General features: G+C 44.4%; 8 protein-coding genes. 1 reads left to right on the top strand and 7 read right to left on the bottom strand.

Going from position 1 to position 13,984, the window contains the following annotated elements; all coding sequences use genetic code 11:
* Positions 1–10 precede the first annotated feature (10 nt).
* The 3 genes from BMW93_RS31595 to BMW93_RS31605 all read right to left on the bottom strand — a co-directional run bounded on the left by BMW93_RS31595 (position 11) and on the right by BMW93_RS31605 (position 4,231).
* Positions 11–679 carry an RNA polymerase sigma factor gene (locus BMW93_RS31595; protein ID WP_090386173.1) on the bottom strand — a complete coding sequence of 223 codons (669 nt, stop codon included), beginning with the start codon at positions 677–679 and terminating at the stop codon, positions 11–13.
* 322 nt (positions 680–1,001) lie between these two features.
* The gene (locus BMW93_RS31600) at positions 1,002–3,362 is read right to left on the bottom strand and encodes a glycosyl hydrolase family 95 catalytic domain-containing protein (RefSeq protein ID WP_090386176.1); all 2,361 of its coding nucleotides are present in this window, start codon (positions 3,360–3,362) and stop codon (positions 1,002–1,004) included.
* A gap of 53 nt (positions 3,363–3,415) precedes the next feature.
* Positions 3,416–4,231, bottom strand: coding sequence for an SDR family oxidoreductase (locus tag BMW93_RS31605; protein WP_090386180.1), 816 nt, complete (start codon positions 4,229–4,231; stop codon positions 3,416–3,418).
* A gap of 1,168 nt (positions 4,232–5,399) precedes the next feature.
* On the opposite strand from BMW93_RS31605, the gene BMW93_RS31610 reads away from it, so the two are divergent.
* A complete protein-coding gene (locus BMW93_RS31610; RefSeq protein ID WP_143061759.1) occupies positions 5,400–5,696 on the top strand; it encodes a hypothetical protein in 297 nt (98 codons plus the stop codon).
* Between the two features lie 505 nt (positions 5,697–6,201).
* Here BMW93_RS31610 and BMW93_RS31615 read toward each other — a convergent pair.
* The 4 genes from BMW93_RS31615 to BMW93_RS31630 form a co-directional block, all read right to left on the bottom strand.
* Positions 6,202–9,243 carry an efflux RND transporter permease subunit gene (locus BMW93_RS31615; protein WP_090386184.1) on the bottom strand — a complete coding sequence of 1,014 codons (3,042 nt, stop codon included), beginning with the start codon at positions 9,241–9,243 and terminating at the stop codon, positions 6,202–6,204.
* A gap of 124 nt (positions 9,244–9,367) precedes the next feature.
* Positions 9,368–10,951 (bottom strand): TolC family protein, encoded by a 1,584-nt coding sequence (locus tag BMW93_RS31620; protein ID WP_090386187.1) that lies wholly within the window; start codon positions 10,949–10,951, stop codon positions 9,368–9,370.
* 47 nt (positions 10,952–10,998) lie between these two features.
* Entirely contained in the window at positions 10,999–12,069 is a 1,071-nt protein-coding gene (locus BMW93_RS31625) for an efflux RND transporter periplasmic adaptor subunit (RefSeq protein ID WP_177194255.1), read from the bottom strand.
* A 79-nt stretch (positions 12,070–12,148) separates the two neighbouring features.
* Positions 12,149–13,981, bottom strand: a complete 1,833-nt coding sequence (locus BMW93_RS31630; RefSeq protein WP_090386193.1) for a glycosyltransferase family 2 protein — start codon at positions 13,979–13,981, stop codon at positions 12,149–12,151.
* Positions 13,982–13,984: the final 3 nt, after the last annotated feature.

Below are 13,984 nucleotides of genomic sequence, written 5' to 3' on the forward strand. Positions count from 1 at the left end.
ACAGTTCGTCTCAGTGAGTGAAAATCGCTATCACGATTGAAACAAACCATTTATTACGCAAAAGCGTACGTATTGTTTGCTGGGCACGGTACATCTGCACCTGGACAGTCCGTGTTGAAATCCCCAGTGCCAATGCGATTTCTTTCTGGGATTTTCCCTCTAAATGAAACTGCATGTAAATGTTCCTTCGCTGTATAGGCAACCCGGAAATTGCCTTATCCAAATCTTGGTACAACTCTTCATACTGTGTGATATGGTCGGGTTGAAGCCCCTCCGACGCTGAAAGTTCGACCATTTCACCTATCGGCAGCTTTGAAGCTTCTTTTTTGAGATGATCATATCCATAATTTCTGACAGCCCTGAACAAATAGGCACGATAGGAAGTGGTTATTCTTTCAAAAATCCCTTCGGAATAGAACTGGCAGAAAATATCGCAAACCAGGTCTTCGGCTATTTCCCGTGAGCCGACAAACCGCATTGCATGTTTGCATAGTACCGAGTAGTAACGTTTGAATAATAATTCGGTGCCTAGTTTTGGGTTCTCCATAACTGCTGCCCGGATGAAAAACTCACTGTCCGAAAAGCCATCCCCCCCGTGTAAAGGGAGCTGTCTTGGCCCGGTAGCAGCCTTAGCTTCATTAGAGCCATCGAAATTGTGAACGTGTGGATCTACTCCCATATCAAAGCTCGACACAACATACTACCGGGTATTTCCGGTTCAATCAGAGGTAGGACTGTTTTCGGCATAGGTACTACTTACAGTTTTGGAAAATTTTGTTATTTTTTTTTACAGAAACCAGAAGTTGTTTCAGCTTAAAAGTTGCTAATGAAGTGTTAATCACCTGTATAATAATTATATATGCTCTAAATATGGGTTAAGTTCATTTTTTTATCAATCATAAAAATCAGTTGCCGGATCCGGATTTAAGGCGAAATGATACCTGTCCCAAAATAGAACCTAATCATAGCGGTGGCTTAACAATGGATCCGGCACAAGCAACTTACTCGGAGCCCGCGATGATCTCCTTTTTTGACCCGTTCATCTTCACTATTACTTTTCTAGGCTGGTTGGAGGTAATTTTGTAGTCGGTGACCAAACCGTCTTTCCAGCTGAAATCAACTGTGAAATTCCCCTGTGCTTTCATCCCCTTTACTTCCCCGATCGCCTTCCAGGAATCAGGAATGGCAGGCAGCAGGTCAATATAGCCGTCATGGCTTTGGATTAGCATTTCAGCGATTCCTGCCCCACCACCTAAATTTCCGTCAATTTGAAAGGGGGGGCTAGCCGAGAGCAGGTTAGGGTATACCCCACCACCTGCGCCATAGTTTATATTAGTTTGTAAAGTGGGTGTCAGTAGCTCTTTGAGGAGTTTGTTGGCTCGGTTTCCATCGTGAAGACGTGCCCAAAAGAGCATTTTATATGCCTTAGACCAGCCTGGGCTATCATCACCGCGCACTTCCAGCGTTTGGACGGCAGCGGCCGTAAGGTCCGGCGTTTTTTCTGGCGAGATCAGGGCCGCAGGGTAAAGGCCATATAAATGGGAGATGTGGCGATGCTTGCGATCGGTTTCCTTATACTCTTCCAGCCATTCCATTATGCGACCGTCTTTGGCCACTACGCCTGGCGGCGGTAAATCTTTTAGCTTCGCTTGCAGTCCTGCTTTGAAAGAATCATCCACCCCCAAGACTTCACAAGCCTTTATCACATTAGTAAAAAGCTCACGCGTGATCTGGTTGTCAATTGTCGGTCCCATGCAGATCGATGCTGTTTTACCGTTGGGCAAGTAAAAGGTATTTTCCGGCGACACTGATGGCGCTGTGACCAGCCAGCCGTGTTTAGGCTCTTTGATCAGTGCACTGCTATAAAATTCGGCGGAGCCTTTGAGTACCGGATAGATGGTTTTCAGGTAATCTTTGTCGAGGGTAAACGCATAATGGGCCCAAAGATTATTACAAAGCCAACCAGAACCTGCATTGGTCGCGCCCCACGAAGCTTCCTCGCCTGGTTCAGTATAGCCCCAAACATTGGTGATCACGTGGGCCACCCAACCGTTTGCATCATAATAGGCCCTGGCCGTTTTCTGGCCCTGTTTGACCATCCCTTTTACCAGATCAGCCAGTGGTAAATTCAGTTCAGAAAGGTTGGCGACCTCTACTGGCCAATGGTTCATTTGTACGTTCACGTCCAGGTGATAGTCTCCGTTCCAAGGCGTTTGGATTTGGTTGGCCCACAAGCCCTGCAAATTAGGCGGTAACAATCCCACGCGTGTGCTGCTAATGGTCAGGTAGCGCCCATACTGGAAATACAATACGGCAAGTGCATTATCAGAGGCTGGGTCTTGCTGATATGCAACAATTCGTTTATCGGTTGGCATTTCTTCGGCCTTAGTTGCGCCCAGCTTAATGCTTGCCCGGTTAAAAAGCTTTTGGAAATTGGTGATGTGTTTTTCCTTCTGAGCCGCGTAGGGTTTTTTCAAGGCTGCATCGATAGCGGCCTGCACCTCACCCTGAAAAGTTTTATTCTTGAAATCAGTACCTGCTGAAAAATAAAGGATCACTTCGTCAGCATCGGTAATGATTAGCTGATTACCTGTGCTAGACAGTTTACCCCCTTTGACCTGCGGTTTGATCTTTGCAAGATAGCGCATCCCATTTCCGTCGGTACCATTGTTGAGCTGCCCCGACATTTCCAGCGCCTTATTTTTAACAATTGTTTGAAAGCGCTCAGGCCTGTCAAGTACCAGCCGCATTTGCAGTTGCCCCGGTTTGCTGGCAGTGATTTTGATTATGCCCACATCGTCGCCGAAGCTGGTAAAGTACTCTCTGTTGTAGGTTACACCATTGACGGTGTAAGTGGTGCCAGCCACAGCGGTGTTCAGCGACAGCTGCCGACTATAATGCTCAGCGTTGATGCGAGAGGTGTCCAGGCCCTGGTGGCCAAATTCCATATGCAGCCTACCCAGCACCTGGTAGCAGCCAAAAGGTACGTTTGCCCCGTCGCCGCGTCCAGACCCCTCCCCTTTTGCAACAAAATTGCGGTTGACCAATGCCTGCGCCTCGTCGTTCTTGCCTTCAAGAAGCAGCTTTCGTATCTGGGGAAGGCTTTTTTTCGCTTCGTAATTATTAGCGTCCTGTGGTCCGCCCGACCAGAGCGTAATGTCGTTGAGCACGATAGTTTCTTTCACTATGCCTCCGTCGCTCATCATGCCGAGCCTTCCGTTTCCAAGCGGGATAGTTTGCTCCCATTGCCCGGCTGGCTTGTCATACCATAATCGAAGGGGGGCGGGGGATTGAGGTTGGCCTAAGCAGCAGATTGTCGTAAAAAAAACAATGCTTATGGTAAATATGGTCTTGCAATACATGTGGTCGGGTTTTTCTTAATTTTAATTAGTTGTCTGGTTTCAAGGTGTGCCACTTATTTCAATATATGCTCTGGGGCAGGTTTGCTTGCCGCCAACGCGCGGTCCAGGTGGACATAGCCCCCGTCGACATAAATCAGTTGGCCGGTAGTATGACTAGATCTTCCTGAAAGCAGGAAGACAGTCATATTAGCGATCTCTTCGGCGGTTGTCATTCGGTTTTCCAGGGGTATATTACTGGTGATTGAAGCCAGTTTTTCTTTCGGGTCAGGCAAGGTCTGGATCCATTTTTCATATAGCGGTGTCCAGCATTCGGCAACAACTACCGAATTTACGCGGATGCCATATTTCAGCAGCTCCACCGCCCATTCGCGCGTTAAGGCGTTGCGAGCTCCGTTAGAAGCGGCATAAGCTGACGTGCCGCCCTGACCGGTATCAGCCGTTTTGGAGCTGATGTTGACGATTGCACCTTTTGATTCCTTTAGTGCCGGTAATGCATAATGGGCCATTAGGTAATAATGCACCACGTTTTTATGTAAAGATGCCATAAAGCCTTCATAGCTGCCGTTTTCGAGCCCGATGCCATCATTGACGCCGGCATTATTTACCAGGCCATCGATACGGCCGTATTTTTCAAGCACTGCCTTTACTGCGTGCTGCGAATCTTTCGGCTGCGTCAGTTCGGCTGATACTTGGAAGGACTTCATTCCGTCCAGTGCTAATGTGTCGACTAGCTTCTGGTTGTCTTCCGCATTTCTTCCCACAATCACAGGAATTGCTCCCTCGGATGCCAAGACCTGAACAATGCCTTCGCCGATCCCTTTGGCGCCACCTGTGACGATCACTATTTTGTTTTGAAGTTGTAAATCCATTTTTATAGGCAAATCCTTGTTTTGAACATGTCAACCGAGACTTTCGCCCCGACCGACACCTGAGTGTCCGCTTTTTATTTAACCTAGTAAAGTTAGAGAGGGTAAAAGTGTACCAAAATGGACTGGAATGATAAAAAGATGGATAATTTCATTACTATGGCTAACAAAATGAGTCATTTGTTAGTGTATTGCCTTCAAATCACATCTTGTTCATGAACAAGATGTCTACCGGTTTCTCAAATCCAAAAGATGATGAGATGGGTTTGTTTGAATAATGATATCTAAATTACTGTTAATGAGTAGGTTGTTTTTATTGTTTGGTAATGATTACATGGGGATTCTCACCAACGTTTGTAATTTTTCATTTGCCTCTGTATTTGACACTTGGTCGTGTCTAGGAATGCTGATCGCTGGCGCTGCGGATTGTATCGGCCCAGGTCCTGGCGACAATTGACGAGATAGCCTTCAACATAGTCGGTGTTTGGTCATGTCCAGAATCCTACATGGAAGCTAATTTCTATTTGACAATTTGGTAGAATAACCCTGTTCCGTTGCCAGGTCGGTATCGCGATCATGTCCAGAATCCTACATGTAAGTCGATTTCTATTTTAAAATCCATCGATTTTGTGAGCAATCAGCTCTTGCATAGGTTCTAGTTGCAATTTGGTAGAATAACCCTGTTCTGTGACTGGTTGTCAAATCCAAAAGACAATGAGAATAGTCAGCGAATTCTAGGCGGTTTTACAAGCGAGGTTGTGAAAATTTACAATAGAAGGTCATACTACTTTGAGTTTTTACAAGAGAAGATGAGAACCGTTTGTCTATATTTTAGCAAATAATGATCTTTTAATAAGGTAGTTTTGCTATTTTTCGGAGCTAATTTCATCCGGATTCTCACCATCTTTTGTAGATTCTCATTTACGTCTGAATTTGACATTAAGTGAGAAAACACAGAACTAGAGCCTGGGAGCCGTTTTAGGATTCTTGGGATGGTACAATGACGTGGGACTTTTTGTAAATTGCTTTTGAGTGGGGGGCCGCACAGATGTTCAACCTTGGTGGTTATTCGATATTGCGATCCCTCTCTTTTTGATATAACTATCTTGTATAGGTAGTTTTACAACCATTTAAGTCTAATATGGTCTTCGCTTTACATACCGTTGGCAATATGAAAGAGACCATTCTGATTTATGTGAGCATTCTGATAGCGGGAGGCAGCTTATCAGGTTGCTCGGATGTAGACCCTGAAAGAGCTGCTGTTATTATACAAAGGGATTACACAATGTGCGGTGCATGTGGTGGCTGGTTCGTTCAAATTGATTCAGTTCAGTACCGAGCCGATGTTGCTGCACCTTATAACAAGGAATTTACGCCGGTTTGGATTCGGTTTAAGAAGGATGAAAGTGACGGGCTTAAAGTGTGGGGACGGTGGATCAACATTACTTCAATACGCAATCGAGAATAAAAGCGATGATGAATCTCAAAAGCCATTTTTTTAGCGTCCTTAACGGTCATTTTGTTTTTGGTAACAAACTGCAAAGCGGTGACCTGATCCAGGAAGTGGATAAGGTATGTGGAGTTGAATTCCCTTATGCCCAGGTTTGCAGTATTCGAACCTTCTTGTAATGTGAGCATCATACTTTTGCTGATTTTAGAAATTAACCTGTTTCTCAGGCGTTACTAAAAATACCTGGACCTTGCTATCAAGGAACAGTTAGATGTGATAGTACACTTTGACCGGAGTAATTTCTTCGGTCAACTTGATTATAAAGAAATCTGTCTGGGAACTGCAAGCTCTAAAAACTCCTGCTCGTCTGAGAATCCACCATCCTAATTTGCATTAATAGCGATTGACCTCCCGGTCAGCAAAAATCCATTGCATATTTGAAGATCACTCACACCACATATGCCGGGTACTTTTGCAAGTACCTTAACCACAGTTGACCAGCGGCATAAGTTTCCTTGGGACATCACCGATTTAGGTACTTTTTTAACCAATAATATGTGAGAGGAATAAATGTCCAAGAAATAAAAACACCCAGTATCATTCCACCAATGACCGCAATGGCAAGCGGCGCTTGCAGCTCGGCACCTAATCCAGACGACCACAAAATGGGCATTAGTCCAAGAATAGTCGTCAACACAGTCATCATCTGGGACTGGAGTCTTTTCTGGCCACCGAGACGAATTGCTTCAATTAACGAGTTCCCATCTTGATAGTTATTCATACTATCAATCTTCAAAATTGAATCGTTATCCAGCAGGCCAACCAGCACAACAACTCCGATCGCCGACATGATATTCAGACTGCTTCCCGCAAAGTACAAGCTGAGCAATGCTCCTGTTAGTCCGAATATAATAGTTATCAGTACAATAAACGGTTGATGCAGCGACTCAAACTGTGCAGCAAGAATAAAAAACAGCATCACTATCGCGACCAAAATCACCCGTCCAAGCTCCTGAATGTAAGATTGATTCCTGAAATAACTTCCAGTCAAATTCGCTTCTAATAATGGGTGCGCCTGTAATATCCGGCTGATTTTTTGGGTACTCTCAGGCACTTGTGTATCCGAAAGTTCTGGCGAGAGTGGAACGTATGCCCCTCCCTTGCCTAAAAAAAGTGCAGTATAATCAAGAGTTTTTGAGTAGCTGACAAGATTTTTAACGGAAATAAAGTCTCCGGCTCTATTTGACACAAAAGACTTTCCAATCACTTCCAGTAGTCCGGTTGAATTCGTTGTGTTTCCCAACAAAATCGGAATCTGTTGACCATCTGTTTTCATAATTCCCAGTTGGTTTTCATTTAACTGGGTTCTCAGCACCTGTAGCAAATGATCGTGATCCACCTCATACAGCCGCAGCATCTCAGGCAAGATATGCAGCTGTATACGTTCTCGCCTGGCAGGCAACTGGATTGGAAAATGGTTTTGACTGAGTATATTCGCCACCGAATCTATCGATGACAATGAAGGTGGCCCAAGGCTCCCGGTCTGGGAAATAAGTATCCGTAAGGGGGATTCCTGCGTATGAAACAGTTGCTCAAAAACATTTAGCGAAGGACGGACAGCTAGCGTCGCGAGGGGGTAACTACCATGTAAGCGTTCCATCAGCGCCTCGCTGAACGGATTAAAATCCGAAGCTGATTTCATTTTTGCCAAAATTGTTGCTTCCGTTGAAGACTGATGCATGTAATTATTGAGAAGGAATTGTTGCTGACCGAGAAAAAAGCTGAAATCCACCGGCTTGAAAGTTAGCTTAGCTGCCACTTCTAAAAGACGACGTTCGCTTTCAAACGGACTGATCGCCTCGTTCCAATTCACATTTACTTCTACTTCCGTACGGCTGATCAATGGCATACCCCTCTTTTCTATCCTGGGAATGACCCAAACAGAGGTGATGAGTAGCATCAACCAAAATGAGATCATAAGCCCGGGCCTTTTCATTGCAAAACTGAAGACAGCGTTATACACTCTGTCTGTAACTCTTGAGGCAATTGTAAGTGGTGGTTTTGAATACCTACTATTCCTGAAAAATTGAAAAAACAAAACAGGGACGAGTGTATATGAAGTTAGTAAAGACAGCCCAAGCGCAAGAGAAACTGCCACAGCCTGATCAAAAAAAAGAGCTCCCGCAATTCCACTTAGGAATAACAACGGCAAAAAAACCGCAGAATTCGTCAGAACGGAAGTAAAAAGCGGTCTGATTACTCCTTCTGTTCCTTTAATGCAGGCTTTCTCTAAATTATCTTCACTCGAAATTACCTCGTCATGCCGGTGCTGTTCGATACTTTCGACGATAATAATTGCACTGTCGATAATTTCACCTATGCCTAAAACAAGCCCAGCAAGAGATACAATATTGATCGAAATACTAAAAACATAAAAACCAAGCAGAGTGATTGCCAGGGAAACCGGGATCACCAACGCAATAAGCAACAAAATGCGCTTGTCATCCATAAAGAAAATTATCATTATGAACGACAAGACTGCGCCAGCAAAAAGACTGCTAATCAAATTATTGATTGAAATATCCAGCAGTTCGGATTGATCGCGGCTAATTTTAAAACCAAGACCCGGATAGTCCCTTTCAAAACTTTTGATCAGACTTTTCATTGTTTGCCGCAACGCAAGAAGTTGGGCGTCACTCTGCTTCATCACGGCCAAGCCGACTGCCCGCTTCCCATTAAATGTGTACAGCCCTTTATGCTTTTGCTCTCTGAGGACAATCTTTGCCACCTCTCCCAACTTCACTAAACGCGGTTTCTCCTGCCCGACCCTAAAATATAGGTTCTCGATATCTCTTGCATCTTTTAAAGACGGATCAAAACTAACACTGTACTCATACAAACCATCCTGGACAACAACATTGCCCGCTCCTTCCGACTGACTTTTGATAGTTTCAGTAAATTCGGCAACGGAAATACCGTTACGTTGCAATAAAACGATATCCGGCTGAATTACTACCTCAGCCTTGGATAAGCCAGTGATGTCTACCAAAGCGACTTCATCTAACTGCTCTAACCGTCGTCGCAACACACTCTCACAAAAGTTACTAAGTTCAAGAAAATTCCCCTCACTCTTCTTTTGCCATACATTTAGTTGAAAGACGGGTATATCCGTCGCACCTGCCTTGATCACTCGCGGTCTTGCAACCTCCCTAGGGAGTCTTTCCATCAGCATGTCCACCTTTTCATTAACTTCGAGGTAGGCTAGATCGATATTAGCACCGTAGTCAAATCTGAGCTTAAGTGTTCCTTGTCCGTCGTTAGAGACGGCTTCAATATCATCCAAGTGTTCTAATTGAAGGAGTTGATTTCGCAGAGGTAAAGTCAGAACTTGTTGCACTTGACGAACATCGGCATTAGGGTAAGTCGCTTGCACAGTAATTTCCGGCACAGGAATATTTGGCAAAAGCGAGATAGGCAAAAATCGAGCAGCAAAGATTCCAAGGATTACAAGGGTAAGCGCTACCACGCATGTTCCAATAGGACGGAATATCAGATATTTTACCATGTCATTATAAAAGCTGACTCTTTAATCTCATGATGCCTTTGAGCGGGCATTGCATCTCCATGACTTTATTCAAAAGCCTTCTTTACGACTGAAAAATGTATTAAGAAGAACATTCTTTTCACTGTTATTTGTCAAATTTTATAGGCAAATCCCTTTCGAAATCGTACATGGTAAGTCTTCTGATCGTGTAAAGAGCTTGCCAGTAGCCATTCAGGGCTTTAACGTACTCCCGTCGTGCATTCACACTTTCCTGAATAGCAAGGTTCAAGTCCGGGATTGACAATTTCCCCAAAAGGTAGCGTTCTTTTGTAATCGCTAACCGCTGGTTAGCAACAACATCAGTCTGCTTGGCAATTTGAATCTGGGTATTTTTCTGGTTAAACCGCATTACCTGCATCATTACTTCCTGTTCAAATAATAGCTCCTCCTGTAGCATATTAACTTCAACAAGTTCCCGATTTGCTTTCGCCAGACGTATCTGCGACTTTCGATATCCCCAATCCTGAATCGGAACGTCAAGTGTGAGGCCGATGTATTGCTGATTCTGCGGGTTGCGGTATGAATCTGCCAATCTCGATGCAGTTTGTTGTGTCCCCAAATTAGCTAAAAGGCTTACTTCTAGGCTATTCTGCCCTTTTGCTTTGGCCACCTCCTGATCAGCTTGCAACCGCTCGCTTCGAAATTTCACTATGGCCGATCTGTTCAGCGATGCTTGTTCCAACGCCTTATCATAGGGTATTGAAAGTAGTGGCGAAAGTTCAGGAAGTAACAGACGCAGTGTATCTCCACGATTGATACCCAGGATTGCCTGCAAACTCTTTACTGTTGCCTCTCTGGTGATTAAAGCTTCATTTAGCTGTGCCTTTGCTTTAAGCAGATTAAGCTCCAGCTGTAAGAGGTCTGTCTTGGGAATTGTGCCGATCGCAAACCGCTCTCTAGACAAACGGTATAATGTATCAGCATTGGCCCGATTGGTTTGCGCAATGTCAATTTCACTCTGAGCTTCCAACGCCAAAAGAAATAAACTGACTGTCTCGACAGCAACAGACTCCATATCCTCCGCAAATGCCTTATTTGCTGTTTCAAAAAACAACGGCTCGAGTCTTCCTTGCCAATGAAAGTCGTTGTAAAGCAGGGAATTTTGGGAGTAGGATACTTGAATCGGTGTTGACAGAAAATAACTAGATTGGTTCCCAGAAAAATTATCCGTCCTCTGCAGACTGGTTCCTGCACGTAAGGTGCCTCCCAAAAAAGAGATGTTCTGTCTTACGCCAACTCCCACACTGTTATTAGCCTGGGATACGCGAATGAACTGTATCGATCCGTCTGGCTGAGTAATTGGGTTGATAGCGCGAAAGAATGTTGGAACAGTAGCACTCAACCTGATCTGCGGCTTGAACGAGGCTTTGAAATTTGTAAACCGCCAGTAACTGCGTTCATAGGTATTTTTAGCCCGGTGAAAATGCGGAGAATGTTTTTGGGCATAAGCAATAGCATCAGGCAGAGAAAGTTGTTTCTGAGCAAAAGCACCCGAATTCATACCAAGCAGGCAAATTAGCATACGCGCAGTTTTCACTGTTCTTATCGGTACCGTATTAAAAAAGATTAACAAGCAATTTATTGTATCAAAGTTGCTTATCAACCTAAGGTATCCCCCCATAAAACCATTAGTTCGCACTGCACAGTCATTTTTTTCAAGTAGTTTCATCCGTTTGACGCTTTGTACTTACCCGCGTATCAGGTCTGACAGGGCAATCAATGCTCCATCAACTTCTGTCGTACTTCTACCTTCGCGTCGTTTGCTAAATTCAGGTTACCGGAGACGATGATACTTTCCCCATGTGTTAGTCCTGCCTGTATGGTTACTTCACGGTCATTCTCATGTCCGACCTTAACATACCGCCATTTAGCCCTATGCTCTTCGTAGGCAAAAACCACTTTACGCCCTGCACGATCAACAACTGCACCCTTGGGAATAACTATTTCGTTATTAATACGTTTTTCTATGCTGACTCGCACGTTCATTCCTGGCAAAAGCCAGGCGTCATGTCTAACAACTCTTAGTGTCACCTCGATTAAGCCCTGAGGGCTTACAATTGGATTAATCTCACAAACAACCCCATCATAAATTTGCCCCGCCCGCCCCACCGGTTCGATTTTAACGCTCTGACCTGTGCGGACAGCATCAAGCTCTGTTTCCAGAATGGAGCATTGCACTAAAATACTACGTCGATCCAACAAAATACAGAAAGGTTTGTCCGCTAAGACCGGCCCATGTGAGTTTATGGAAAGGTTTGCAACAATCCCATCGACAGGAGCATACAGATAGGTTTTCGAAAGCTCCAATTCCGCTTTCTGAACTGACAGCAACGCACGAGTGTAGCCACTGCGCAGTTTTATAAAAGCAAAAACTTCTTCACTTATTGAACTCGTATCTCCCCTCTTCCCCCCCTGAGTGATCAGTTGGTCATTTAATTCAACTTTGCTTTCATCGAGTTCAAGTCTGGCCTGGCGAAGGTCCAGCTTTTGCTGATCATTTTTCAAGGATGCCAGCAATTGCCCGGATTTAACCTGCATACCATTTTTTACTGAGATATCTTCTATCAAACCTTGTCTTTGAAACGCCATCGGAATTTCGTTAACTGTCGACAACTTCCCATTAGTGAAGACCTTTGCTACAAAAGACTTACGGACGGCCTTGTCCAGACTGACTGCCGGCACATCAATTGACTCACTCGCAGGAGCATTCAATTCAACGTCCTCCTGATCGTTTGCAGCACAGGCAATAAAAAAAAACGCGAAAAAGATATAGTAAAAAAAGTTCAAAACCGCTTGAATTAAGTTAATCAACCTTAAACTATCAATAGATATCCAGTTCCAAACTCCTAGAAAGCAGCTTATCGTCTCAACTACTCAGCTTTTGATCAATTACCTCTCTAAAGAAAGCAATCAGCCGCTCGATATGCGTGTCAAAAGCAAAGAAATGCCTCTGATTCCAAAGATTATCCCTGATAATGCCCATGGATCGATCATCCCCAAGCCTTTCTCCAATTTCATAAAAGTCTTTAAACAGAATGCCGATTTCAAAATCGGCGACTAACTTTTGCGTTGCGCACAAGTGACCACTATTGTCCTTAAGAAGCATGGGGATGCCCGCTGCTGCAAGAGTAGGAATTCGCGCCGGATAATTAAGCTCATTCCAGGTAGTCCTTGCGAGCTCTCCATAATTATTGCAATCAAAAATGTGTAACCAACCAGCATCGTATTTTGAAAATTCTTCCGTCCATTCGTCTGGTTCACAGTTATCATGCATATGAAGATATCCGGGAGCTAACCTATTCGCTTCACTGATCCATCGCGCCCAGAGGTTTTGCTGAAAATTTCCATAAAAATGAAGATGTATATTTTGCTGCGCGAGCATCGCAACGTGATCGGGATGCAACCCATACGGCCTTCCGGGAACGACAGTATGGAAGGCGCCGTCAGTAGCAGACAGCAACGCTGATTTTGAATCGCCAAACCAGTCAATTTTAGGAAGATCGCCATCCAGAAGCAGGAATGGTTTGTCTACATTGCCTGTAATCTGATCGAACCATGACTTAGCCGTATCATTGAGATAAATCTGGCCATCGGAACACCTGTACAGATCTACTAATTTATCCCATTGCCCGGTTTGCCGGCAGAAGAAGGGACTTTCCTTGAAATGCCATACAAACGGGATCCGGGGAAACTGTCTCATTATGCTGTGCGCCAAAGCTACTGCCCCATAATTAAGAAGACTGTAAATCACATCCGGCTGAATCTGCTCAATTTGGTCAACGGAATTCAGGTTATGAATATCTCCGAAAAAGAACGGCCCGACATTACAAAGGAAGCCAGAAGCTTGTATCCAAAGTCCATAAAGCTTATGGCCATGCTGTTCAAAAGCCAATATCCTCTCAGGGTTAAACGAAAGCTCCCCGACAAGCAAAATTTTAAGTGGGTGCCGCTGTTGTTTCGCTTCAACTTTTAAAAGCGACGAGGGGAGCGATAATTCATTAACATAGTTCCCCGCACCCACAAATATCACTGGAGCACTAACCCGGTAGTGCTCCTTGTAGGTTTTGAGTCCCCCTCCATGCAATTCACTAATGATCTTATGGCGCTGTTTTGGATGATTCACCCATTCAGCCGTTACTAGTCCTGTCTCAACGAATTTCCCTTCTTCCTGTAGGTCATCCCAGAACATCAGGTCTAAATCGGAGGTGACCAATTCTGTCCGTTCGAGCCAGCGACGCGATGTTTTCCTGTGCATGACCTGAACCAATTGAAGGCTTGCATTCTCAACCCTGCCAGTACTATACCTGCCAGAACTGGTATTTAGCGATTCGTTATAGGAATGAACAATCCCCGAACAAGCCAAATAAGCATCATTGACCATTATTGTTTCCCGAAGTATTGCTAAATGGTTTGAAAAATAAACGTCATCCGAAGGAAGGTAAGCAACCAGTTCGTTGGAGGCCATTTCAAGACCTCTATTAAGGCTTGCACCCAGACCGATATTGTGATCATTACGAACATAAATCACTCGCGGATCCGACAAATGCCACTCGACAATCTGTTCGGTATGATCAGTCGAACCATCATTTATAATTATCAGCTCCCATTGGCCGAACGTCTGAGCCTTTAAGCTGTTAATCGCCCTATTAATAAAAGCTGCCTGATTATAAGTCGGCATCAATACCGAAACCTTGTTCATAGA

This window comes from Dyadobacter sp. SG02, assembly GCF_900109045.1.
Taxonomy (GTDB): Bacteria; Bacteroidota; Bacteroidia; order Cytophagales; family Spirosomataceae; genus Dyadobacter.

Bases quoted from the DNA above. Each gene is read 5' to 3' on its own strand.
- BMW93_RS31605 (WP_090386180.1), bottom strand. From the start codon at position 4,231: ATGGATTTACAACTTCAAAACAAAATAGTGATCGTCACAGGTGGCGCC.
- BMW93_RS31620 (WP_090386187.1), bottom strand. From the start codon at position 10,951: ATGAAACTACTTGAAAAAAATGACTGTGCAGTGCGAACTAATGGTTTT.
- BMW93_RS31595 (WP_090386173.1), bottom strand. From the start codon at position 679: ATGGGAGTAGATCCACACGTTCACAATTTCGATGGCTCTAATGAAGCT.
- BMW93_RS31600 (WP_090386176.1), bottom strand. From the start codon at position 3,362: ATGTATTGCAAGACCATATTTACCATAAGCATTGTTTTTTTTACGACA.
- BMW93_RS31610 (WP_143061759.1), top strand. From the start codon at position 5,400: ATGAAAGAGACCATTCTGATTTATGTGAGCATTCTGATAGCGGGAGGC.
- BMW93_RS31630 (WP_090386193.1), bottom strand. From the start codon at position 13,981: ATGAACAAGGTTTCGGTATTGATGCCGACTTATAATCAGGCAGCTTTT.
- BMW93_RS31615 (WP_090386184.1), bottom strand. From the start codon at position 9,243: ATGGTAAAATATCTGATATTCCGTCCTATTGGAACATGCGTGGTAGCG.